The 23,496-nt window shown below is 53.4% G+C and carries 24 protein-coding genes and 1 pseudogene; 18 read left to right on the top strand and 7 right to left on the bottom strand.

The window, feature by feature from the left end; all coding sequences use genetic code 11:
• The 3 genes and pseudogenes from RW092_RS05600 to tsaD all read left to right on the top strand — a co-directional run.
• Window positions 1-529, top strand: a pseudogene (locus tag RW092_RS05600) (tRNA (adenosine(37)-N6)-threonylcarbamoyltransferase complex dimerization subunit type 1 TsaB); the annotation flags it as partial.
• Window positions 530-547: 18 nt separating this feature from the next.
• Window positions 548-1,054, top strand: coding sequence for a ribosomal protein S18-alanine N-acetyltransferase (rimI, locus tag RW092_RS05595; protein ID WP_326250377.1), 507 nt, complete (start codon window positions 548-550; stop codon window positions 1,052-1,054).
• Window positions 1,048-2,088, top strand: a complete 1,041-nt coding sequence (gene tsaD, locus RW092_RS05590) for a tRNA (adenosine(37)-N6)-threonylcarbamoyltransferase complex transferase subunit TsaD (protein WP_316009736.1) — start codon at window positions 1,048-1,050, stop codon at window positions 2,086-2,088. Before rimI ends, tsaD begins: the two co-directional genes overlap by 7 nt.
• A gap of 71 nt (window positions 2,089-2,159) precedes the next feature.
• Here tsaD and RW092_RS05585 read toward each other — a convergent pair whose 3' ends face one another.
• Together RW092_RS05585 and RW092_RS05580 are read right to left on the bottom strand one after the other, a co-directional pair.
• Complete coding sequence (locus RW092_RS05585) at window positions 2,160-2,645, bottom strand: bactofilin family protein (RefSeq protein WP_085278422.1); 486 nt, start codon at window positions 2,643-2,645, stop codon at window positions 2,160-2,162.
• A 3-nt stretch (window positions 2,646-2,648) separates the two neighbouring features.
• Complete coding sequence (locus tag RW092_RS05580) at window positions 2,649-3,668, bottom strand: M23 family metallopeptidase (protein WP_176221895.1); 1,020 nt, start codon at window positions 3,666-3,668, stop codon at window positions 2,649-2,651.
• 220 nt (window positions 3,669-3,888) lie between these two features.
• On the opposite strand from RW092_RS05580, the gene RW092_RS05575 reads away from it, so the two are divergent.
• The 4 genes from RW092_RS05575 to RW092_RS05560 all read left to right on the top strand — a co-directional run bounded on the left by RW092_RS05575 (window position 3,889) and on the right by RW092_RS05560 (window position 7,120).
• Window positions 3,889-4,983 carry a ParM/StbA family protein gene (locus RW092_RS05575; RefSeq protein WP_316009735.1) on the top strand — a complete coding sequence of 365 codons (1,095 nt, stop codon included), beginning with the start codon at window positions 3,889-3,891 and terminating at the stop codon, window positions 4,981-4,983.
• 297 nt (window positions 4,984-5,280) lie between these two features.
• Window positions 5,281-5,694, top strand: a complete 414-nt coding sequence (locus tag RW092_RS05570; RefSeq protein WP_028540182.1) for a DUF6157 family protein — start codon at window positions 5,281-5,283, stop codon at window positions 5,692-5,694.
• Between the two features lie 46 nt (window positions 5,695-5,740).
• Window positions 5,741-6,289 carry a pyridoxamine 5'-phosphate oxidase family protein gene (locus RW092_RS05565; protein ID WP_028540181.1) on the top strand — a complete coding sequence of 183 codons (549 nt, stop codon included), beginning with the start codon at window positions 5,741-5,743 and terminating at the stop codon, window positions 6,287-6,289.
• Window positions 6,290-6,310: 21 nt separating this feature from the next.
• Entirely contained in the window at window positions 6,311-7,120 is an 810-nt protein-coding gene (locus RW092_RS05560; protein WP_016313182.1) for an AAC(3) family N-acetyltransferase, read from the top strand.
• A gap of 15 nt (window positions 7,121-7,135) precedes the next feature.
• Here the strand turns inward: RW092_RS05560 and RW092_RS05555 are convergent, their stop codons facing one another.
• Window positions 7,136-7,516 (bottom strand): winged helix-turn-helix transcriptional regulator, encoded by a 381-nt coding sequence (locus tag RW092_RS05555; protein WP_316009734.1) that lies wholly within the window; start codon window positions 7,514-7,516, stop codon window positions 7,136-7,138.
• A 227-nt stretch (window positions 7,517-7,743) separates the two neighbouring features.
• On the opposite strand from RW092_RS05555, the gene RW092_RS05550 reads away from it, so the two are divergent.
• Window positions 7,744-8,283: an NAD(P)H-dependent oxidoreductase gene (locus RW092_RS05550; protein WP_316009733.1), complete on the top strand. Its 540-nt coding sequence runs from the start codon at window positions 7,744-7,746 to the stop codon at window positions 8,281-8,283.
• Window positions 8,284-8,384: 101 nt separating this feature from the next.
• Here the strand turns inward: RW092_RS05550 and RW092_RS05545 are convergent, their stop codons facing one another.
• The 4 genes from RW092_RS05545 to RW092_RS05530 form a co-directional block, all read right to left on the bottom strand.
• Window positions 8,385-8,735 (bottom strand): rhodanese-like domain-containing protein, encoded by a 351-nt coding sequence (locus tag RW092_RS05545; RefSeq protein WP_016313179.1) that lies wholly within the window; start codon window positions 8,733-8,735, stop codon window positions 8,385-8,387.
• Window positions 8,736-8,783: 48 nt separating this feature from the next.
• The gene (gene cysK, locus RW092_RS05540; RefSeq protein WP_016313178.1) at window positions 8,784-9,728 is read right to left on the bottom strand and encodes a cysteine synthase A; all 945 of its coding nucleotides are present in this window, start codon (window positions 9,726-9,728) and stop codon (window positions 8,784-8,786) included.
• 161 nt (window positions 9,729-9,889) lie between these two features.
• Window positions 9,890-10,771 carry a hypothetical protein gene (locus RW092_RS05535; protein ID WP_316009732.1) on the bottom strand — a complete coding sequence of 294 codons (882 nt, stop codon included), beginning with the start codon at window positions 10,769-10,771 and terminating at the stop codon, window positions 9,890-9,892.
• Window positions 10,772-11,318: 547 nt separating this feature from the next.
• Entirely contained in the window at window positions 11,319-13,286 is a 1,968-nt protein-coding gene (locus tag RW092_RS05530) for an ABC-F family ATP-binding cassette domain-containing protein (protein WP_316009731.1), read from the bottom strand.
• A 264-nt stretch (window positions 13,287-13,550) separates the two neighbouring features.
• On the opposite strand from RW092_RS05530, the gene RW092_RS05525 reads away from it, so the two are divergent.
• The 10 genes from RW092_RS05525 (at window position 13,551) to RW092_RS05480 (ending at window position 23,291) form a co-directional block, all read left to right on the top strand.
• Window positions 13,551-14,228 carry a 5-formyltetrahydrofolate cyclo-ligase gene (locus tag RW092_RS05525; RefSeq protein WP_316009730.1) on the top strand — a complete coding sequence of 226 codons (678 nt, stop codon included), beginning with the start codon at window positions 13,551-13,553 and terminating at the stop codon, window positions 14,226-14,228.
• Complete coding sequence (gene moaC / locus RW092_RS05520; RefSeq protein ID WP_036625173.1) at window positions 14,215-14,679, top strand: cyclic pyranopterin monophosphate synthase MoaC; 465 nt, start codon at window positions 14,215-14,217, stop codon at window positions 14,677-14,679. The genes RW092_RS05525 and moaC overlap by 14 nt, the downstream gene beginning before the upstream one ends.
• Before the next feature lie 135 nt (window positions 14,680-14,814).
• A complete protein-coding gene (locus RW092_RS05515) occupies window positions 14,815-15,300 on the top strand; it encodes a MogA/MoaB family molybdenum cofactor biosynthesis protein (RefSeq protein ID WP_009226288.1) in 486 nt (161 codons plus the stop codon).
• A 168-nt stretch (window positions 15,301-15,468) separates the two neighbouring features.
• On the top strand, window positions 15,469-15,690 hold the full coding sequence (locus RW092_RS05510) for a twin-arginine translocase TatA/TatE family subunit (protein WP_016313173.1): 222 nt from the start codon (window positions 15,469-15,471) through the stop codon (window positions 15,688-15,690).
• Window positions 15,691-15,797: 107 nt separating this feature from the next.
• A complete protein-coding gene (tatC, locus tag RW092_RS05505; RefSeq protein WP_016313172.1) occupies window positions 15,798-16,556 on the top strand; it encodes a twin-arginine translocase subunit TatC in 759 nt (252 codons plus the stop codon).
• Window positions 16,557-17,942: 1,386 nt separating this feature from the next.
• Entirely contained in the window at window positions 17,943-18,224 is a 282-nt protein-coding gene (gene groES, locus RW092_RS05500) for a co-chaperone GroES (protein ID WP_016313170.1), read from the top strand.
• 57 nt (window positions 18,225-18,281) lie between these two features.
• A complete protein-coding gene (gene groL, locus RW092_RS05495; RefSeq protein WP_016313169.1) occupies window positions 18,282-19,901 on the top strand; it encodes a chaperonin GroEL in 1,620 nt (539 codons plus the stop codon).
• Window positions 19,902-20,143: 242 nt separating this feature from the next.
• Window positions 20,144-21,133, top strand: a complete 990-nt coding sequence (locus tag RW092_RS05490; RefSeq protein ID WP_316009729.1) for a Gfo/Idh/MocA family protein — start codon at window positions 20,144-20,146, stop codon at window positions 21,131-21,133.
• A gap of 38 nt (window positions 21,134-21,171) precedes the next feature.
• On the top strand, window positions 21,172-22,206 hold the full coding sequence (locus RW092_RS05485) for an AraC family transcriptional regulator (protein ID WP_016313167.1): 1,035 nt from the start codon (window positions 21,172-21,174) through the stop codon (window positions 22,204-22,206).
• Window positions 22,203-23,291 (top strand): Gfo/Idh/MocA family protein, encoded by a 1,089-nt coding sequence (locus tag RW092_RS05480; protein WP_016313166.1) that lies wholly within the window; start codon window positions 22,203-22,205, stop codon window positions 23,289-23,291. Before RW092_RS05485 ends, RW092_RS05480 begins: the two co-directional genes overlap by 4 nt.
• Window positions 23,292-23,496: the final 205 nt, after the last annotated feature.

The following is a 23,496-nucleotide window of genomic DNA, read 5'->3' as shown; positions in this document are numbered from 1 at the left end:
GGGCGGTTGGGCCAGCGCCAGCGGGCAAGACGCCGCCGCGCTAGGCGAGCTCGCCGCGCGGCGAAGCGCGCCGGCCGGCTCGGCCCGGCCGGCGGAAGAAGGCCGCCGCGCTGCCGCCGGCGGCCACTGGATCGCGCCGCTGATCGATGCGCGGCGCGGCCAGGCCTATTCGGCGCTGTTCGCTGCACCAGCGCCGGGCGGCCTGCCGGAGCGTCTCGAACCCGACGCGATCCGGCTGATGGACGGGTGGGCCGACGAGCTGAAGCGGCAGCTGGAGCAGCTGCCCGCAGAGGAACGGCCGGCCCGCCTCTGGTTCGTGGGCGAGACCGAGAAGCATGAGGCGGCGATCGCGCCGCTGATCGCCGCCTTCGGCGAGCTCGTCCAGCTCGTGCCTTACGAGCTGGGAGGCGCATGGGTTGGCATTGCCGGCACGGCGCGCACCGCGCTGCCGGCGGACGACGTCCATGCGCTGGAGCCGAACTATACGCAGCTGGCCGAAGCCGAAGCCAAACGGCTGCGGAACGCTTAAGGCGAGGGGGCGGCGAAGCTGGAACAAGATCTGGAACAAGATATCGTATTCCGCACCATGACCCTCGCGGATTTGCCGGACGTCATGGTGATCGAACATGAATCGTTTACGCTTCCGTGGAGTGAGGAAGCGTTTCGTAACGAGTTAACGCATAACCATTTTGCACGGTATCAAATCATGGAATATCGCGGCGAACCGATTGGATATGCCGGGATGTGGACGATCCTCGATGAGGCCCATGTCACGAACATTGCTGTTCGTACCGCTTATCGCGGTCATCATCTCGGGGAGAAGCTGCTGCGTCGGATGATGGACTGGGCCATAGAGCTGGGGATGGTCCGGATGACGCTGGAGGTGCGGGTATCCAATGTTGTTGCCCGCTCGCTTTATCAGAAAATGGGCTTTACCCCGGCAGGCGTGCGGAAAGGGTATTATTCCGATAATCATGAAGATGCAATCATAATGTGGTGCGAGCTGCCAAGGTCGCAGTCGGAAACCGGGGAAGGAAGCGAAGGTTTGTGGTGAAGCAAGAGCAAGATGTGTATATTTTGGCGGTGGAGACGAGCTGTGACGAAACCTCAGCCGCCGTGGTGAAGAACGGAACGGAGGTGCTGAGCAACCTGATCGCCAGTCAGATTGAAACGCACCGGGCGTTTGGCGGCGTGGTGCCGGAGGTCGCTTCGCGCAAGCATGTCGAGAGCATTACGCGGATGCTGGAAGAAGCCGTACAGGAGGCGGGGATTGCGCCGGAATCGTTGTCGGCGATCGCCGTGACGGAAGGGCCGGGTTTGGTCGGCGCTCTGCTCGTTGGCATCATGGCAGCGAAGAGCCTCGCGTTCGCCTTAGATAAGCCCCTGATTGGCGTTCATCATATTGCCGGTCACATCTACGCTAACCGCTTGGAGGCGGAGATGGTGTATCCGTCCATGGCGCTGGTGGTTTCGGGCGGTCATACCGAGCTGGTGCTGATGGAGCGGGAAGGAAGCTTCCGTCTGCTTGGACGGACGCGCGATGATGCCGTCGGTGAAGCTTACGACAAGGTGGCTCGGGCGCTGGGCTTCCCGTATCCCGGCGGTCCCTTCGTGGACAAGCTGGCTGCGGAGGCGGAGGAAGCCGAAGAGCTGCCGCGGGCGTGGCTGGAGCCGGATTCTTACGATTTCAGCTTAAGCGGACTCAAATCGGCCGTACTGAACGCAGTGAATCAGCACAAAATGCGCGGGGAGGACGGCTACCAAGCAGCGATTGCTCGCGGATTCCAAGAGTCGGTCATCGAAGTGCTGGTGGAAAAAGCGATCCGCGCGGTCAAGGCAACCGGCTCCCGCCAACTGCTGCTCTGTGGGGGCGTCGCTGCGAATCGCGGGCTGCGTGCGGCACTGACCGAGCGCTGTGAGCGCGAAGGCATCGCTTTGTTGATCCCCTCGCTGAAGTATTGTACCGACAACGCCGCGATGATTGGCGCTGCCGCCTATTTGAAATGGCGCAGCGGTGAATTTTCCGATCTGGAGCTGAAAGCGGAGCCTTCCCTTTCGCTGGAGGGCTGGTCTGTCAGCCAGGGGTAGGTTCAACCGAGCCATCGCAAAACAAAAGGCCGGACAGTTTGTCCAGCCTTTTTCTTATTTGATTCCCGGGATCACCAGGTTTTATAAACGTTGTCGTTTTCCTGTTTGGTGTTATTTTTGGCAGAAGGGGTTGTTTCGGGATTCGCCGTCGCCGTTGTTGCCGCAGTTTCCTTCAATGCGGCGTTGTCGACCTTGTCCGCTCCGCCCATTTTGCTGGTTCCTTCAAACACGCTGCCTTCTTCAATGGAGAGGGAAGAGGCGACCATGTTCCCGAACAGCTTGCCTTTCGACGTGATGGACAGTTTGTTCTTCGCATGAACGTTGCCGTTGACGGTACCGGCGATGATGATATTGCGGGCCAAAATATTGGAATGGACCACGCCCTTCTCCCCAACCGTCACATCTCCTTCGCACTCGATGTCACCGGTGATTTGTCCTTCGATGCGCACGCCGGCATCCGAGCGGATTTTCCCTTCAAAAATGCTGCCTTCCCCAATCAGCGTATCTGTCGTGTTTGGGTCCAGCTTCACGGATTTGGCATTATTCCTTAATTTCATGAATTAATCTTCCTCTCCGGGTTTTCTAAGGTAATCGGCCGGATCGACCGTACTGCCGTTCTTAACGACCTCAATGTGCAAATGGGGGCCAGTGCTGCGGCCAGTGGAGCCCAGCTCCGCAATGATATCGCCTTGTTTGACGGTGTCGCCCACTTTGGTCAAAATCTTGCTTAAATGCATATAGTTTGTTTTTAATCCCGAGGGATGGGAAATCGTGATATAGTTGCCGCGAGCGCTGGTGCGTCCAGTTTCAATAACCTTGCCGTTGGCTGCGGCGTAAACGGGATCGCCGATGCTTCCCCCGATGTCCATACCGGCATGCTTCGTTAACCTCCCGGTAAACGGATCTTCCCGTTCCCCATATTCGGAGGTAATTCGAGTGGACACCGTAGGCCAATAGGTTGGTAAGATCGCCATCAGCGCCTTGTATTCCTCGACGGCTACCTTAGTCTGCTCCAGCCGCTGCTGTAAGCCGGGCATCTCCTTTAAGGAGGTCGTAATGCTATCCTTCGTCTCCTGAACGAGATTCGCGATATCCTGATCAGTCAGCGGAATTGATTCTCCGCCAACTCCGCCTTCGGCAGTGAGAGAGGTCTTCGCTGGAGCGTTGGCGGCGGCTGCGGTTTTGTCCTTCTTTTTGCCGGTGCCGCCGTTCGTGAGCGATTGAAGCTCGGCCTCCAATTGCTCCAGCTCGCTCATCTTCGACTCGATCGTTTTCGATTTTTCCGACAGCTCCATCAATTCGTTTAACAGCCGATCAATCTCCTGCTCTTTGTTCACGACGGTGTTCCTGAACTGGTTCGACGAATCTGACAACTGGGCTTCCAGCGTCCCAATCCGGTTCGTATGGGTGCGGTTCATCGCATAGAGAACCAATACTGATGTGAGCAGCACCGCTGTGGCGGCCAGAATGGCCAGTAAGTAGAACAAGCGAAATTTGAAACGGAACACGGGGCTGGTACCTTCCGGTACAACGAGCAGCGTGTAACGCCGGTTCACGTTTTTTTTGAATCGAAACTTCATTTCTTCCTCCTGATCTTCTTGAGTTGAGTCTGTTATGATGTAGGACCAAGATCATACCTAATTAAAGCCAATACAACTATTTCGGCAAATTGTGGCAAATCCCTTTTTCATTTTAAAAAAATTTGTAACTATTTTCACGGGGGAAGCAGGATTTTGTCGAAGGGAAGCGAAATGAGAAATGATTGGAAATGACTTGTTTCCTATAGGTGAGGAGGTAATTATGATCAGAATTGCCGGAATCGACGTTGGCAATGACAGCGTTAAGGTAGTAGTTGACGGTTCGCAACGACCGATCATTATTCCGAGTATCGTTTCTCCCGGATATGATAGACATGTGCTGCAAGAAGAGGACTCTCCGCTGAAAGCGCTGGATGTTCGCGTCTATAGCCCTAAATTAAAGAGAAACAACCAGCGGTATTTTGTAGGCCTGTTGGCGATGGAGGACCAGGACAACTCGGAGCTGGAGGAAACGGACAACAAGGCGACCAGCGACCAGTCTCTGGTTGTAGCGCTGACGGCGTTAGCCTATGCGGCCCTTGCCGGACAGACCTATCCGACTACGGGCGCCGGAATTGAAGAGGTGGAATACATCCTGGGCACGGGATTGCCGGTCCGCACGTATGTAGCCTTCCATCAAGCGTTCGAAGAGCGGTTAACCGGGGAGCATGAAGTGACGTTCTTGTCCACGCCGGAGCTGCGGGGGCGCACGGTACGTATTAACATCCGTCGTACGATCGTTTCGGTCGAAGGTGCGGCCGCCTTGTTCCATTTGGCTACCAACGAAACGCTTCAAATGCGGAATGAAGAGCTGCAAAACGGCTGCATCGGGATTTGTGAAATCGGCGCTTTGACCACGGACTTCCCGGTGGTGAAGCGGATGAATATCGATAATCAGTTCAGTACTGGCGAACAGTTTGGCCTCGCTACCTATCTGGATTCGATTATTCGTGATGTGGAGGACCAGTTCGGTTATCGCTTCCCGAGCCGTACGAAGCTGATCGGGCGCATTCGCAACCGTGAGTTCATCATCCAAAGAGTAGGGGAAGGACAAGCGGATATTCGTCCGATCATGGATATGTATTTCAGCCGGGCGGCGCAGAAGTTGGTGGATCTGATCCGCAAGCGGTGGAAGAAATACCCGGATATCGAGTGCTTCTACGTCCTGGGCGGCGGCGCAGCAGCGTTGAAATCGTACCTGATCGAAGCGGCTGGCCCGATGCGTCTGCGGTTTGAAGAGAACAGTGAGATTCTGAACGTGATGGGTTACTTGAAGCTGGCTAAGAACAAGGCTGGCCAACAACCTAACCCGGCGTAAGCAACGGAGTTTTGTTCCGGCGGTGAAAGGACCGCCGGATTTTTTATGCGAAAAATCGAGCACATTTTGACGTTTTCGGTGATTTTGGCGGAAGATATATGAAATTTCATGTAGATTTGACCCCCAAGGAGCCAAAAGCAGAAAATCTGTATGAAAAATCGAGTACATTTTGGTTTTTTGCGCTTCGGCACCGTTTTTTATGCGAAAAATCGAGTACAATAGGGCGGAGTAGAGGGCATATTCTTTAAATTTCATCCTTCAGGTATAATAAGGAAAAACCGAAGGAGGCTGGGAGCTTTGAGCTACAAAAATGCCTTTATTCGCGTATCAGCCGATTGTCCCGTCGACCGCGGGATTGTCCCAGTGTCGACAAGAGCTGCAAAACCAGCCCATCTGATTCAATATGAGCTGCTCTCCCAAGCTCCGTACCGGTACAATCATGAGGAACTGCTGTTCGAGGTCTATATCCGTCACAAGCAAATTCCGGAGACGCTCGTGCAGGAACGCCGACAAGAGATATGGGAGGAGCTGTTCAGCAAGTCTCACCCCTGCCTGCGGGCTTCGATGCTCCCTAAGAAATATGGCTGGGGTGTTCATTACGATGAGCAAGGGAAGATTGCGATCTATGGCATGGAATCGCTGGAGTACCAACGGTTTGCCGCCTCAACCGAGCTTCAGCAGCTGAATGCAATGAGGTCGAGCCGGAAGTAAACTCGTTATAGTTGGCAAACATTAGAGCCGTTGTGGAGGGATTGGAATGGGGAAAATGTTTGATTCGTTGCTGCCGGAACATGAAGCTTTTATTCACCGGCAGCATCTCTTTTTTGTGGGCTCCGCCCCCCTAAGTGCCGAGGGGCATGTGAACCTGTCGCCCAAAGGGTATGATGCGTTGCGGATTCTTTCGCCTAACGAGGTTGCTTATCTGGATTTGACAGGCAGCGGGAACGAGACGGCAGCCCATCTGATGGAGAATGGCCGGATAACGATCATGTTTGCCGCCTTCGAAGGCCAACCGTTGATTTTGCGTTTATATGGCAAAGGCCGGGTGATTCTGCCGGGATCGGAGGATTGGGATCGACTTGAGGGACTTTTTCCTAAATTGAATGGAGCACGTCAAATCATTCTGGTGTCCGTCTACGGCGTTCAAACCTCCTGCGGCTTTGGCGTTCCGCTGTTCAGCTATGAAGGGGATCGCGAAACCTTAATCAAATGGGCAGATAACAAAGGCGACACCGGGCTAGCGGATTACCGCCGCCAGAAGAACGCGGTCAGCTTGGACGGCTTGCCGTCGTCTTTTGCGGAATAAAGTATATAGGAGAGATAAAACATGGTGGAGGAAATTCAAGGGGAATTGTACACAGTGGAGACGCTGCGGGCGGATTTGAAGGCGCTGGGCGTAAAGGAAGGCACCACGTTGCTTGTTCATTCCTCGTTTAAATCGTTAGGAAAATGGGTGTGCGGTGGTCCGACGGCGGTTGTGCTCGCTTTGGAGGCAGCGCTTGGGGAGCAAGGCACCTTGGTGATGCCTACCCATTCCAACGACCTTGGCGATCCGTCCCGCTGGCAGAATCCGCCGGTACCTCAGGCATGGTGGGATACGATCCGTGAGCAGATGCCGGCATACGATCCCGATCTGACTCCGCTGTGGTACATGGGCGTCATTCCGGACACCTTTCGTCGGCAGCAAGGTACAATACGCAGCGGTCATCCGCAGGTGTCGTTTGCGGCAAGAGGCCGCGAGGCGCTGAAGATCACCGCCGATCACGGTTTGGAGTATGGGCTCGGTGAGCGCTCGCCGCTGGCGCGAATTTACGAGCTGGGTGGAGAAGTTTTGCTGCTTGGTGTGGGGCACGAAAACAATACGTCGATCCATTTGGCGGAATGTCGGGCGAACTATCCAGGCAAACAGATCTACACGGCTAAGGCCCCGATGCGGGTTCATGGGGAAAGACGCTGGGTAGAGTTTACCGAGCTGGAGTACAATTCGGATGATTTTGAGCGGTTGGGCGCCGACTTTGCGCGGGACACCGGGTTGGTGAAGCAGGGACAAGTTGCCGGGGCCACTGCGCTCCTGATGCCTCAACGGGAGCTGGTGGATTATGCAGTAGGATGGCTGGAGCGCCATCGGATTTCATAAATAGCGGGTAGCGGGTTATTCCGCTTCAAATTGTTTCGTGTATTCGATATGACTGTACCCCCATGCACACATATCGTTCAGAACTGAGCTTAGTGTCCGTCCATGATCGGATAACGAATATTCGACCTTTGGCGGGATTTCCTGGTAGACTCGGCGCACCACAAGCCCTTCCTGCTCCAACTCCCGCAGCTGGCGGGTGAGCATTCCTTGCGTAATCTCCGGGAGCAGTCGGCGCATTTCCCCAAACCGCTTGGTTCCGTCATGCAGCAAAATAAACAGGATCAAAGGCTTCCACTTTCCCCCGATGGCGTGCAGCGTTGCTAAAATCCCTTGGGTACGATGATTGGGTTCTCGAATTTCATCATGCATGTGCTCCGCCTCCACATTATGTTTCATCCTTTGCGTAATGTCACTTTATCAGAGTATCGGGAAATCGAACAGTACGAACATTTTGGGTACTTGGTACGGTAAATCGTACTATGGATAGATTGTCCTTTGGGAGTTAATAGTAGGTTTAGGGTACTTTGTATGAAAAAAGAGCGTACTTTGCAAGCTTCACTTCCTTGCTGATAATAGAGGGTGCAGAATCGCGATGCTGCAAAACCCAAGCAAAGGATGATACGATGAACATTTTGGTGATTGCGGCACACCCTCATTTACATCAGTCTAGAGCCAATCTGGCGCTGATTCAGGAACTTCGCAAACAGGGGGATTTTCATATTCGGGATCTCTATCGGGAATACCCGGCTTGGCACATTGACGTAGAAAAGGAACAACGGATGCTGCTCCAATACGCCCGAATTGTGTTCCAGTTCCCGTTTTATTGGTATAGCTGCCCGCCGCTGCTGAAGAAATGGTTTGACGATGTCCTGACTTTCGGCTGGGCTTATGGCCCTGGGGGAGAGAACCTGCTTGGCAAAGAGTTTATGCTCGCCATTACGACTGGCGGAACGGAAGCCAGCTACAGGTCAGGCGGCGATAACTCGTATACGATCAGCGAGTTCTTGCGACCGATCGAAAAGACGTTAACCCGATGCAACGGGATCCTGCTTCCGGCATTTGTGGCTTATGGTGTCAAGCATGCCAGTGCGGCGGAGTTGACCGAAACGGCCGCAAAGTACATGGAATTCATCCGGTCCCCCCGAGCCGTGCTCGTCCATTGATTTTTAAAAAAAGGGGACCTTCCTGAAGAGCTTAGAAGCGCTCTTCGGGACGGTCCCTATAATTTTGGTTGCGGATCATATTCTGCTGGGTATGGCGATGATTAATGTGATGAATTCTCGTCGAATTCGTACTCGACCTCAAGGTCCCAACCCAGCATCCCGCCTAGGAAATTGTGAACCCGTTCAAAGCCCTGCGCCTGCAAGAAACGGGCAACCTCATAGCTGCGTGAACCGCTGCGGCACACAAACACATATTCCTGCTTCGGATCGAGCTCATCCATCCGCTCCGGAATTTCCCCCATTGGGATCAGGGGAATCCCGGGAATATGGCCGGCTTCATACTCGAATGGTTCACGCACGTCGATTACGATGGTCTCGTTGGCGGGATCCTGAAGCAAGGCGTGCAACTCGTCCTTATCGATATGGGAGATGCCTCCGATCATTTGGGGCATGGTATCAGTCCTCTTTTCCATGAGTAGGATAGTAGATTCTTCTTTCGTTTAACCTTCGGCACCTGTCGGCTCGTCAAAAATCCCCATGCTCAAGTATCTCTCTCCGGTATCCGGTGCGATGCATAACACGCGTTTGCCTGGGCCTAACCGTCTGGCCAATTGGATCCCCGCCCAGACCGATGCCCCGGACGACGGTCCAACTAAGAGCCCTTCGCGAGCGGCCAAGCGCCGCGTCGTTTCCAGGGCATCCTCATCGCTGACTTGGACGATCTCATCATAGATGGCGGTATTCAGCACAGGCGGGATAAACCCGGGACTGGTTCCCACCAGCTTGTGCGGGCCCGGTTCTCCGCCGGACAGCACTGGAGATCCTTGCGGCTCAACGACGGTGATATGGAGGTTCGGGATTTGACTCCGTAAATATTCCCCGGTTCCGGTAATCGTGCCGCCTGTGCCAGCCGTGGCGACAAACCCGTCGAGACGGCCTTCCATTTGCTGCACGATCTCCGGCCCGGTCGTCAGCCGGTGGATGTCCGGATTTGCCGGGTTTTGGAACTGCTGCGGCATAAAGCTGCCGGGGATCTGGGCGAGCAGCTCTTTGGCTTTGGCAATCGCCCCGGGCATCCGCTGTGCTGCAGGCGTGAGCACGACCTCAGCTCCGTATGCCTCCAGCAGGCGAATCCGTTCTTTCGTCATGTTGTCCGGCATGACCAGAATGATCCGGTACCCCTTGGCTGCGGCGTTCATCGCCAGCCCAATCCCCGTATTCCCGCTGGTCGGCTCGATAATCGTAGCGCCGGGGGCGAGCAGGCCTGCTTGTTCAGCCGTCCGCAGCATATGGGCAGCCGCCCGGTCCTTGACGCTTCCGCTCGGATTAGCAAACTCCAGCTTGACGTAGACGTCTGCTTCGTGCGGTGAGACGAGCCGGTTTAATTTGACGACCGGAGTCTCGCCGATCAGCTCGGTGACGTTTTGGACTGTTTTACGAGTCATGGCGGTTTGGCCCCTATCTCTAAAATTTAAAGTTATTTTATTATTCTACTCGGGAACCTCCTATGGTTTCAAGCAAGCGCCTTTTTAGAGCAGAATAAAGCCGGGTAACCCAACGTATGGGGCCCGGCAGATTCGGATAGAGTTAGATTGAAGTGTTCGCTTTACCAAGTGGATAAAGCGGTCCGTTTCCAAGTGTCTTTGGCCACGCAGATGTATATATAGTTCTCATCCCAAGCGATATCTCCAGGATTCCCCGGGGCCTTGGAGGAAGCCGGAGTGTGGGATTCGCGAATACGGATGCGATCCCCTTGGATATCCAAGGCGCTTTGTGGGTCGTCTGTGCCGATGCCAACTTGGCCGTTCTCCCGTTTGACCGTAAGCGCGCTGTCGATCGCTTCTCCTTCGTCCGAGTAACGGATCAGGTTAAAATCTGCTCCAACGTTATTGCCGCTAAGCTCAGCGCTGTTGGCGCGCAGGCTCCAAAGCGGAGTCGTGGCATTATCCTTGCCGGTGACGGCGAATTGTACGTCCCGATTGCCTTCGCCGGCTACCCGCAAAATCCCATCCATGACGTTGAAGTTGGACGAATGGGTACGAATCTCCGCAACGTCGGTATCATAAGGAATCTCCAGGCGGGTAAACAGCTGATCTTTATATTCCCCAGTCGGCGACATCGTGGTTTCAATCGAAATATGCTTATGGTCATGTTGTTCCGGATTGTTCGCTTTATCATGCGAGATAATCGCGGTTTTGTCTTTGCCTTGCTCATCGGCCCAGGCGATAGCCGGTTTGGCGCGGTCTCCTGTCCATTGCAGACGAATCAGGTCGGACAGATGACCTTCCCTTTCGATCCATTGCTTATTCGTTGACAGATGAAGCCGTTCATTTTCCGGAAGGGCCAGCCCTCCGCCAGGCAGCTTGGATTCCGTAAAAGGGGATGTCGTGGAAGAAGCGCCTTTAGATGTGCCAAGCATTTGGCATCCTCCCACAAAGATGAGGCTGACGCCTAGTGCGGCGATTGAAGCGCATTTGACAAATTTCATTCCATTCTCTCCTTTTCGGTGAATATTTGACGGCGTATGTGTTTTTTCGGCCGCAACTCTATTAGAGATCATAAAGATTTTAAAATGGGCAGGGCAATAGGCATTTCGAATGGTTTCAAAGGGCGCGAAGCGGAGATGATGGCGAAATGGAAGAAAAATGGGAGGGAAGCATCAGAAGCTTGGGATGGTTGGGAAGCAAAGCATGAGCTTGGAGAAAGTTGAGGAGATAGACCTAAGACGAAAGTTTTGTCAAGCTGTGGACAAGGTTATCCACAGCTTGTTAGCTATCTTTGTGAAAATTAAATGAAAGCGCGGTGTGTCGGTCGATGAATCTGGTTTCAGAAAACAATAAGTTATGTTTTCAGAAAATTGTGGATAATGTGAATAATTTAGTGGATAAAACTAGCATGCGACAAAAAACGACGATATCCCTGCAAAAAAACGGCCCAGCGGGCCGTTTTGAAGTATCAACGATTCTGCATAATGGGGATAAAGTTGTGAATAACTTGAACGAGAAAAAATGAACATTTGCTAAAAATTTGTGAGCCTACCCCTCGGCCAGCGCTTCCCATTCCTCATATGCGGAGGAAAGCTGCTCTTTCCGACGGTCAATCTCGTCTTGTCGCTCTTGAACTGCGGTATAGTCCTGATACACCTCAGGAAGGGCCAGTTCGCTTTCGAGTTGGGCGATTTCATCCTCCAACTTGGAGATCAACGCCTCCAGCTGCTCGATGCGGCGTTGGCGGTTTCGTTCCTCCCGTTTGGCCTGCTTATCGGCTTCATAGGAAGCAGCACCGGACTTGGCGGCAGGTGCCTCCGGCTCGGCCTGCTTCTGAGCGGAATTTACGGACACCTTCGCAGTTCCATTTATCGCCTGATCGGCGGCGAGTTCAGCCAGCTCCTGTTTTTTCGCCAAATAATCATCATAATTACCCAGGAAATGTTCTGCCCCGTTCGGATGCAATTCGACAATCCGCTCGGCCATCTTGTTCAGGAAGTAACGGTCATGGGAGATGAACAGGAGCGTTCCATCGTATTCCATTAATGCGGACTCCAGCACTTCCTTGCTGAATAGGTCTAAATGGTTGGTCGGTTCGTCCAGAATCAGGACGTTGGCTTTTAGCAGCATTAGCTTGGCCAGCGCCACCCGAGCTTTCTCACCGCCGCTTAACGCTGCTACTTTCTTAAGCACGTCGTCACCGCTGAACAGGAAATTGCCCAGTACGCTGCGAATTCGGGCTTCTTCGATATGTGGAAATGCGCTCCACACTTCCTCCAATACGGTGTTGGCCGGGTTCAGATGCGTTTGCTCCTGGTCGTAATAGCCAATCTTGACCTTAGCTCCCCAGGTAATGGTCCCATCGGTTGGCTTCAGCTCACCAGTCAGAATTTTTAATAAGGTAGATTTCCCGATCCCGTTTGGTCCGATCAAAGCAACGGTTTCGCCGCGGTACAGGTCGAAGTTGACGTCTTGGAACAGCGGTTTGGACTTGTTCGCAAACGCGTAGGACAGGCCGTTGACGTGCAGTACTTCTTTCCCCGTCATCACTTCGGCTTCGAAGGAGAAGCTTGCGCGTTTTGGGTCGCCGAGCGGACGATCGAGAACTTCCATCTTCTCTAACGCTTTACGTCGGCTTTGCGCCCGTTTCGTTGTGGAAGCTCGAACGATGTTCTTCTGAATAAATGCTTCCATCCGGGCGATTTCATCCTGTTGTTTCTCATATTGCTTCAGCTGGCTTTCGTACTCCGCCGCCTTCAACTCGATATACCAGCTGTAGTTGCCTGTGTAGCGGCGCGATTGATGGCGTTCAATCTCTACGATGGCTGTGACGAGCCGATCTAAGAAATAACGGTCATGTGAGACGACTAGCAGGGCGCCGGAATAATTGCGCAAATAATCTTCAAGCCAGGTTAACGTTGCGATATCGAGGTGGTTGGTTGGTTCGTCCAACATCAGCAGGTCAGGGGCCTGAAGCAGGATTCGGGCAAGAGCGAGCCGGGTCTTCTGTCCGCCGCTTAATGTTGCGATAGGCGTGTCCGGCGGAAAATCGCCAAATCCCATGCCGTGCAGTACCATCCGGATGCGAGTTTCCATTTCATAGCCGCCGTGGTCTTTGAACCAGTCGGATTTCAGCGCATAGCGGTCAAGCAATTCCTGATGCGCTTTCTCATCCCGGGCCAGCTCCGGATCAGCAATCTGTTCTTCCATTCGGCGCAGCTCACGTTCCGTTTCGATGAGCGGGGCGAACACCGCCAGCATCTCTTCCCAGATGGTGCGATCCGATTGCAATCCGCTGTTTTGCGCTAGGTATCCGATCGTAGTTTCTTTGGCTTTGAAAATTTGTCCCCCATCATAAGAAAGCTCGCCGGCTAAAATTTGCAGAAACGTCGATTTGCCCGCACCGTTGACGCCTACAAGACCGATCCGGTCCCGTTCAAGCACCTGAAGGTTTATGCCTTCCAGCACGGGGGTCACGCCGTATAATTTTGTAATGTTCGAAGCTTGAAGCAGCATAACGGTTTCGATCCTCCAAAAAAAGATTTGCAGTCCGTGCATGATAAATGTGATAGATTTGGTGAAACACGTACCTTCAGTGTACATGAAACCAACGCGAAATGCATCGCTGATTGCTTGAAAGTTCAGCTTTTGCAAAGCGGATGCATTAGTTTTCATTTTGATATAACAATGATACACTAAGGAAGAGATCAGCCGGGTTCGTCCAAGCCACTTGAACGAAGGCCGGCTAATGGAAGGCAGGAGCGGAAAGGGAGGTTTCATATGGAGCCAGCGGATGCCAAAAAAGAGCTGCGCCAGCGGATGTTGGCGGTTCGCGCCGAAATCCCGGAAGCTTCCCGTACGGAACAATCCTTGGCCGCCAGCCGAATGGCGGAGCTGGAGGTACTGAGCCCCTTGCGGGCGCAGCGCGGCGGGAAGTTAAACGTATTCTGCTACGTTTCTTTCCGGGATGAGCCGAATACGCTGGCCTTCATGGACAGCTGCCAGGCCCAAGGAGACCGGTTGCTTGTGCCGAAGATTGGTGCGCAGCGCAGCCTAACGTTGCATGAGGTGACCGGAATGGCTGACTTAGTGCCAGGTACCTGGGGGATTCTGGAGCCGGCTTCGCATACGGTCATCTGGCCTCCCGAGCGCTATCCCGAGATCGATGTGATTGTGGTTCCGGGGCTGGCTTTTGATCTGAAGGGAGGGCGCATCGGATTTGGCGGCGGGTATTACGATCGCCTGATCGACGAATTGGCTCGCTGCAGCGGCGGCTTAAACCAGGTTGTCCTCGGCGCCCTCGCCCTGGAAGAGCTGATCCTGCCGGAGGCGATCCCGATGGAATCACATGACTTCCGCCTGGATCTGCTGTTTACGGCAAAAGGAACGATATATATGAAGGAAAGTAGTGATAAGCTTGGCAAACTCGGAATCAGGGCAAGGCATGACGCATTTTAATGAACAAGGACGCGCCCGGATGGTGGATATTTCCGGGAAATCTGCAACCGTTCGCGTTGCCGTGGCAGAGACGAAAATCACCATGCTCCCACCCACCCTCGAGGCGATTAAGGAAGGTCGGATTGGCAAAGGGGATGTGCTCGCCGTCGCCCAGGTCGCTGGGATTCAAGGGGCCAAACGGACGTCCGATTGGATTCCGATGTGTCACCCGCTGGCGCTCACCGGAGTCAACATTACGTTTGGCGACAACGGACGGGACGAGCTGTATATTGAAGCCACGGTGAAGACGGAAGGCAAGACCGGCGTGGAGATGGAGGCGCTCACTGCGGTGTCGGCTGCGGCGCTGACCGTGTATGACATGTGCAAAGCGCTGCAAAAGGACATGGTTATCGGTCCGACGCTGCTGCGTTCGAAATCCGGCGGCAAGAGCGGAGATTATGTGCGTTCGTAATATTTGCGGCGGCTGTTAGATTTTGATATAGATAAAGAAGATAAGTTTGCAGTTGAAAATCAGCATGAATCGACATGATCCGGCATTACGTTGGACTTCAAAGGGAGTTCCTATATGGATGAGGAGGGTGACTTCATGGTTTGGAAAACAGCGATCCTTACCGCCAGCGACAAAGGAGCAAGGGGAGAACGTGAAGATACGAGTGCCCAAGTAATCCGTGAGCTGGTGGAGGAAGAATTGGGCGGCGAGATCGTGGAATACCGGATTGTCCCCGATGAACCGGATGAAATTATCGCCGCATTGATTGAAATGACCGATTATTTTCACGCTGATTTGGTGCTGACAACAGGGGGGACGGAGCTGGCGATTCGGGACGTGACGCCGGAAGCCACCCGCCGGGTAATCGAACGTGAAGTGCCCGGGATGGCAGAGGCCATGCGGTACCGATTAATGCAGAAGAACCCTGCGGCGATGTTGTTCCGGGGAATCGTGGGCATTCGCGGACGGACGCTGATTGTGAACTTGCCGGGAACGCCTAAAGGAGTGCATGAAAATTTGGCAGCGATCATGGATCAACTGCCGGAAGCGCTGCTGATGGTAACGGGACAATTCCGTTTATAGTTCGATGTTCTGTTCGTTACACAATTACGGGACTTATTTTTCTACTACTTCGCGAAGTTGTTAAAGAAATAGACTGTAACTGTGATATTCGTTATGGTATGATGTGGGCGAGTGATTTTTATTGGAAGACCTTGTCGATTTCAATGCTGTAACGAAAGGAGAATTCCCATGGGCGCAGGCGGATTTTTGTTGATTGTGATCGCGGCGTTGCTGTTATTTGGTCCAAATAAATTACCTGATCTGGGGCGGGCGGTTGGACGCACGTTCCGTGAATTCAAGGAGGCTACCCGGGATATCGTTGATGATCAGCCGGAAGCCAGAAGAGCGGAGCCCGCACCGCAACCACAGGTAGAGGGTCCCAAACCGGACGACCGCCGTCTTCCCGAATAATCGGGAGCAGCCAATCAGTTGCATAGACGTAACCTTGATCCCTTCCTTAGCGGAGGGATTTTGCTTGAGATGGGAAGGGAAGCCCGGCGGGGAAAGGAGAACCTGAGATGTCGGAGAAAGACAAAGCGCAAAGTCTCGTAGATCATTTAACCGAATTGCGGCGACGATTGGTAGCGGTTTGCATCGTGTTTGTCGTGGTGCTGGTGGCGGCTTTTTTCGTCGTTGATCCGATCTATCACTTCTTGACGAGAAACGCCCTATCCGGCGTGACCATCGAATTGAACGCGTTTTCGTTCTGGGACGGCGTTGGCGTGTATATGAAAATTGCGATGTTGGTTGCCTTTGGGATCACGCTGCCCTTTACGTTGTACCAGGTATGGGCGTTTGTCAGCCCCGGCTTGAAGCCCCAGGAACGCCGAGCGACCGCGAGGTATATCCCGTATGTGTTCGTCTTTTTTCTGGCAGGTCTGGCCTTTGGTTACTATGTGGTATTCCCGCTGGCGATGACGTTCACCGGTTCATTAAATAAAGAGCTGGGACTCGTCGAGACCTACGGAATGGCGGACTATTTCAAATTTCTGACCAATATCGTGCTGCCGATTTCGTTGTTGTTCGAGCTGCCGTTGATTATTTTGTTTCTGACGCAGCTGCGAATCTTAACGCCGATGCGGCTGAAGAAGATGCGCCGGGTCGCGTATTTCGCACTTGTGGTCATCTCGGTGATGATCACGCCGGCGGATTTGTTCTCTGCCTTCCTGGTGCTGATCCCGCTGATTCTGCTTTATGAGCTGAGCGTGCTCTTGTCCAAACGGGTATATGCGAAGCAGCAGGCGGCGGATGCGGCACGAGCGGAAATGTATAAATGAAAGAACGCGCCTTTGCGTAAGTGGGGCGCGTTTTTCTTTTGGCCGGGCAGGGCTTGGCTTGGTTGGCGAGTGCTGTGTGGGCGGCAGTAGTGGAGGGGGAGTCGCCGTCCGGCGCGCGAGAAAGCCCTGTAGCCTGAGCGAGCCGCTGCCATGTAAGCGAGTCGATCTCGCGGTGAGGGGGCCGCTGACTCGGTGAGGGAACTTGTGTGCGTTGATGGGCTCCGGCGAACACCGTTGAGGCGAACCTGCGCGCTAACGCTTGCCAGCAACGCTATTGGGCCCAAAACGGGGGCGATGAGAATCTAACGCTGATGAGAGAGCTTAATTGCCCGTTTCACCCTCGAAACGGGGCCCTTTGGAGTAAATAAGCTCGCTGGCAAGCGTTAGAAAAGAAATTCCCCTTATTTGGCCGAAATAAGCGCTGTGGTAAGCGTTAGCCGGAACAGATCACGGCGCCCGGCGGGTTAGGAGCAGGTAAGCGCAGTCAGGCGCAGAGGCGAAGCTGCGCGCTAACGCTTACCAGCAACGCTATTGGGCCCAAAACGGGGGCGATGAGAATCTAACGCTGATGAGAGAGCTTATTTGCCCGTTTCGCCCTCGAAACGGGGCTATTTGGAGTAAATAAGCTCGCTGGCAAGCGTTAGAAAAGAAATTCCCCTCATTTGGCCGAAATAAGCGCTGTGGCAAGCGTTAGCCGGAACAGATCACGGCGCCCGGCGGGTGCGGGTAAGCGCAGTCAGGCGCAACTAGAACAGTAAAAGTAACTTGCGCGGCGGTAGCGTAATGAGTTGGCAATTGGGAACTCGCGGAGTAACTAAAATTAGCGGCATCAGAGTCACTTGCGGATCAACAACAGAAGAACTGCAGGAATAGTGACAGAAGTGACTGTGGCAGTGACAGTGACTATTGGCAGTGACTGTGACTGTGGCAACAACAGCAACAACAGCCGAGACACCTGCAGCCACAGCGAACCTGCGCTCCAACGCTTGCCAGCTACGCTATTTCGTCTAAAACAGGGGGTGTTGTGCATCCTTAACCCTGAAGAGGGCTGCAAACTAGCCCTTTTCGCCGCCCTAAACCCCCCAAGATGGACGTGAACTTTGTACGATGATCTCCCCTCTTTTTTGCGGCCCAATCCCCCGGCACCAAGCCCGCAGACCATGCTCGTCCATTCCTTCGGAATATTTATCCAAGCGCAAGGATACAATGGGAAGGGCACGCTATTAATCCTATGAAACAAAGAAAAAAATTTGTACAAAGGAACTTGAAATCTATTCGCAACTTGAGTAATATAAAAGTGGTTGTTAGCACTTGGGATGATCGAGTGCTAATATTAATGACAACATCTACACATAACACCACATATTTAAAGGAGGCTGTTTTTTCATGATCAAACCTTTAGGTGAACGCGTTCTCGTGCAACCGATCGAGCAAGAGGAGACAACGGCATTTGGCATCGTGCTTCCAGACACAGCCAAAGAAAAACCACAGGAAGGTAAAGTCATCGCCGTTGGCAGCGGAACTTTGAAAGATGGCGTCCGCGTTCCGTTGGAAGTGAAAGAAGGAGACCGCGTTATTTTCTCCAAATATGCTGGCACTGAAGTGAAATACGAAGGCAAAGAATATTTGATTATGAAAGAAAGCGACATCCACGCGATCATCGGCTAATCCGCCGATTCGTATCTGAACGAATATCTACACAACTATATGGGAGGTAATTGAACAATGGCAAAAGAGATTAAATTCAGTGAAGACGCCCGCCACGCGATGCTTCGTGGGGTTGACGCTTTGGCAAACGCAGTAAAAGTAACGCTCGGTCCTAAAGGCCGCAACGTTGTACTGGAGAAGAAATTCGGCAGCCCGCTCATCACGAATGACGGCGTAACGATCGCAAAGGAAATCGAACTGGAAAACGCCTTTGAAAACATGGGTGCTCAGCTCGTTAAAGAAGTTGCGACGAAAACCAATGATGTAGCCGGTGACGGTACGACAACGGCAACGGTTCTGGCACAAGCCCTGATCCGTGAAGGTCTGAAGAACGTTACTGCCGGCGCTAGCCCAATCGGCCTGCGTAAAGGGATCGACAAAGCGGTTCGCGCTGCAGTCGAAGAACTGAAGAAGATCTCCAAAACGATCGAAGGCAAACAATCGATCGCTCAAGTTGCTGCAATCTCCGCGGCTGACGAAGAAGTTGGCGAACTGATCGCTGAAGCGATGGAGAAAGTAGGTAAAGACGGCGTAATCACGGTTGAAGAATCCCGTGGCTTTGCAACGGAGCTTGAAGTGGTTGAAGGGATGCAATTCGACCGCGGTTATGTATCTCCTTACATGATTACAGATACGGACAAAATGGAAGCCGTACTTGAAAATCCATACATCCTGATCACCGACAAGAAGATCAGCAGCACGCAAGAAATCCTGCCAATTCTGGAGAAAATCGTACAACAATCCAGACCGCTGCTTATCATTGCTGAGGACATCGAAGGCGAAGCTCAAGCCATGCTGATCGTGAACAAACTGCGTGGTACGTTCAGCGCGGTAGCTGTTAAGGCTCCTGGCTTCGGCGACCGTCGTGAAGCGATGCTGCAAGATATCGCTGCTCTGACTGGCGGCCAAGTGATCACAGAGAAACTTGGTCTGGATCTGAAGAGCACGACGATCGAGCAATTGGGTAACGCTCGTCAAGTTATCGTTACGAAAGAAAATACGACCATCGTGGACGGCAGCGGTGACAAAGCCGACATCGATGCTCGCGTAAACCAAATCCGTGCGCAACTGGAAGAAACGACTTCCGAGTTCGACAAAGAAAAACTGCAAGAACGTCTGGCTAAACTGGCTGGCGGCGTAGCCGTTATCAAAGTTGGTGCAGCTACGGAAACTGAACTGAAAGAACGCAAACTGCGTATCGAAGACGCACTGAACGCTACGCGTGCAGCTGTTGAAGAAGGTATCGTTTCCGGCGGTGGCGTAGCCCTCGTGAACGTATACAATGCAGTAGCTGCGGTTGAAGCAACTGGCGACGAAAAAACGGGCGTTAACATCGTGCTTCGCGCTCTGGAAGAGCCAGTTCGTACGATCGCTGCAAACGCTGGCGAAGAAGGCTCCGTTATCGTGGATCGCCTGAAGAAAGAACCAGTTGGCATCGGCTACAATGCGGCTACTGGCGAATGGGTGAACATGATCGAAGCAGGTATCGTTGACCCTGCGAAAGTAACTCGTTCCGCATTGCAACACGCAGCTTCCGTTGCAGGCCTGTTCCTGACAACTGAAGCCGTGATCGCGGACAAACCAGAACCAGAAAAACCAGCTGCTCCAGACATGGGCGGTATGGGCGGCATGATGTAAGATAGGCTTTAAAGTCTAGCCTAAAGAGGTCTCTCTTTTGAGAGGCCTCTTTTTTTGTCTTCTTATAATATGCAAATGGACGCTCCGTGTAGATTACAGCGGGATCCAATCCACGATTATCACCATGTCGTCAATTTATAGTTCAAATGGCACGAAAACTCATTATAATGGCTATAAAAGTTGTGTAATCTGTCTATGTTGTCGTATATTTTAAGTCAAACGCCAAGGAGGCTTACTAACGAATGATTCGTATTGGCAAAATCAGCTATTGGCACGTACATGCAGAAGACTACACGAAGCAGGCACTAGAGCATCCTGAGACGGAGCTGGCTGCGATTTGGGATGAACTTCCCGAACGCGGGCAGGCCAAAGCGGCGCAGTATGGAGTACCGTACTATGCTTCACTGGATGAGATGCTTGCGCAGGACGACATCGACGCGGTTATTGTGGATGCACCAACGAATATGCACCGCGACGTCATGGTGAAGGCGGCGGAGGCAGGTAAGCATATTTTCACGGAGAAAGTTATCGCCCCTACGGCGAAGGAAGTTTCGGATATACTCGCTGCGGTTCAGAAAGCGGGCGTGAAGCTGATGGTTTCGCTGCCGCGCCTGTATGACGGCTACACGCAGACGATTGATCGGGTGCTCCAAGGCAGTAAGCTCGGCAAGCTGACGATGGCGCGGGTGCGGCTGTCGCATAACGGCGCGACGGCGAACTGGCTGCCTGAACATTTCTTCTCGAAGGAGCAATGTGGCGGCGGTGCCCTTATCGACTTGGGCTGCCATCCGATGTACCTGGTGCGGCGTTTCTTGGGGATGCCAGAGAGTGTAAGTGCGAATTTCGGCTATGTGACAGGGAAGGAAGTTGAAGACAACGCCGTAGCCATTCTGCGTTATGCGGAAGGGGCGATTGGCATCGTTGAAGCGGGCTTTGTGAACAGCCACTCGCCGTTCTCCATCGAGCTCCACGGAACGGAAGGCACGCTGTTGTACGGATTCCCGGATGAAGTTCCAGTCGTTCGTTACAACGGCGGCAGCGAACAGTGGGAGAAGCTGGAACTGGATGACCGATTACCTTATGCCTTCAGCCAATGGGTGGAACATATCAAACTAGGCACCGAGGCGAGGGACAATATCGCAGCGGCTGTGGATCTGACTAAACTCATGGAAGCATCGAATCGCTCGGTAGCGGAAGGCCGGCCGATCCGGATCGACGAACTGGCTGAATAATCATCAAGGATGACCATTGAAGGAAAAGAGGGATCAAGATGCGGGCAGATCATCGCGAATCGACAGGGAAGAAGCCGACTGACCGTAAAACGGCGGGGAGCGCGAGTCCTTTTCCGTACGCCAGAATGGCGGAAAGACAGGATGCACTCGACCGGCTGGAGCTGCAATTCCGCTGGGGGGATTACGGCATTCGCGTGCTGCGCTGCCATCTGGCCTCGTTTCCTCCTGGACATATCATTCAGTTTCATAAGCACTCGGGCTATGAATTTCATTATATTCCGAAAGGTAAAGGCAAAGTCATTCTCGTCGACCAGACCTATGATCTCCACGAGGGGATGTTCTATTTGACCGGACCGGATCTGGTGCATTACCAGGAGTCAGACCCGGAAGATCCGATGTATGAGCTATGCCTTCATCTAGAGATCGAGCCGCTGGAGGCGGACAGCCAACCTGGCGGCTGGGGAGACGAGTTGGAGGCAGCGGAGGCGGAGGAGTGTATCACCTCGTTGGATCGATTGCCTGTTGCACCGGTCGTTGATCGGTTCCACGCGATGAGTGGTTTTTTGGAAGCGTATCGTATTTTGGAGGAACAACCGATTGGCTTCTACACGCTGCTGAAGCAGGAAATCGTGCAGATTTTGCTGCGCACCGTTCGCGTGCTGGACCGGGCCGATGACAGAACGGGAATTCCTGAGCGGGATATGAGCTTCCATCGCTACAAGTTGGCCACGCAATATATTCAGGACAACGAGAGCATGCCAATCTCGCTGGAACAGGTTGCAGAAGCCATCGGGATCAGCCCGCGGCAGCTTCAGCGGATCTTCCGAAGTGAAGGGCGGACGACGTTCCGCGATTATTTGGAGCATACGCGGCTGACCGCGATCTGTTCGGACCTGCTCCTGACGGACAAAGCGATTGAGGAGATCGCCATTGCCCACGGTTTCGCGAATCCAAACTATCTGTACCCAGTGTTCAAGAGCAAGTATGAAGTAACGCCAAGCGCGTACCGCAAAATGCATGCGGGCGAGCATTCGGCGCCCCATTCCAAACGAGAGAAGGAAGCGAGCATATGAGTAAACATGTACGTATCGGCATTATCGGAAGCGGCGGAATTGCCAAAGCCCACGTATCGGCTTACCGGAAGCTTCCGTTCGTAGAGATCGTGGCAGTCGCCGACGTGATTCCCGGCAAAGCCGCGGATTTCGTGGAGGCGCTGCAATTGGACGGAGCGGCAGCCTATGACGGCCATCGCAAGCTGCTCGAGCAAGAGCTGGACGCCGTCAGCATCTGTACGCCAAACGTCTCACATCACGAGACAACGGTGGATTCGCTGAAGGCAGGCAAGCAAGTGTTGTTGGAAAAACCGATGTCCGTCACGTTGGCCGAGGCGCTGGAGATGACGCAAGTGGCCCGCGACACCGGCAACATGTTGACGATCGGGTTCCAGCCCCGCTATGACCCGAATATGAAGCTGTTGCAGGAAATTGTGCAATCCGGTCGGTTAGGCAAGGTCTATTACGCCGAGACGGGCGGCGGCCGCCGGCGTGGAATGCCGGGAGGCACGTTTATCAGCAAGAAGCTGGCTGGGGCCGGGGCGATGGCGGATATCGGCTGCTACTCATTGGATATGGCGTTAAATACGCTGGGTTATCCTCGCCCGCTCACGGTATCTGCTTTTACGTCGAACCATTTCGGCCGCAATCCGCTTTACCATCCCGAAGCATCCAAGTTTGAAGTGGAGGATTTCGGTGTGGCGATGGTTCGCTTCGAGAACGATCTAGTGTTGCAGTTCAAAATCTCCTGGGCCATGCACATGGACACATTAGGCGCAACGATGTTCCTCGGTACCGATGCGGGACTCAAGGTTACACCGGCAGGCAGCGGTCCTTGGTCCGGTGTATGGGACGGTGCGGTAGGATCGGTTACGCTGTACCACGACGAATACGGTCGGAATACTCAGACGCCGATTCCACTTATCGAGCACAAACTGAACTTGTTCGATGAGAAGGTCCGGGACTTTGCTGAAGCGGTGCGCGACGGTCGTCCTGCGCCAATCCCCGGCGAGCAGATTTTGATCCAACAAGCGATCATCGACGGCGTGCTGCGTTCCGCTGAAGCGGGGCGCGAGGTGTCTGTAGAACTCCCGCGGAATGATTAATCTTTCATCTATATTCGTTTTATCTCAACAGCCCCTGCGCTTCATGGCAGGGGCTGTTTATGCGATGTCGCAGAAAATGAGGGGGAATGCAGGATTCAACCGGCTTCATGTTGAATAATATAAGGAATCTCATGGAAAAGGTGGGATATTTAAGATAACACAGCCATTCTAACTATGGGAAGTATTCTGACATAATCACGATGGA

It is taken from the genome of Paenibacillus sp. 3LSP (assembly GCF_032465655.1).
Lineage (GTDB): Bacteria > Bacillota > Bacilli > Paenibacillales > Paenibacillaceae > Fontibacillus > Fontibacillus barengoltzii.
This window is presented reverse-complemented; position numbering and strand designations above follow the sequence as displayed.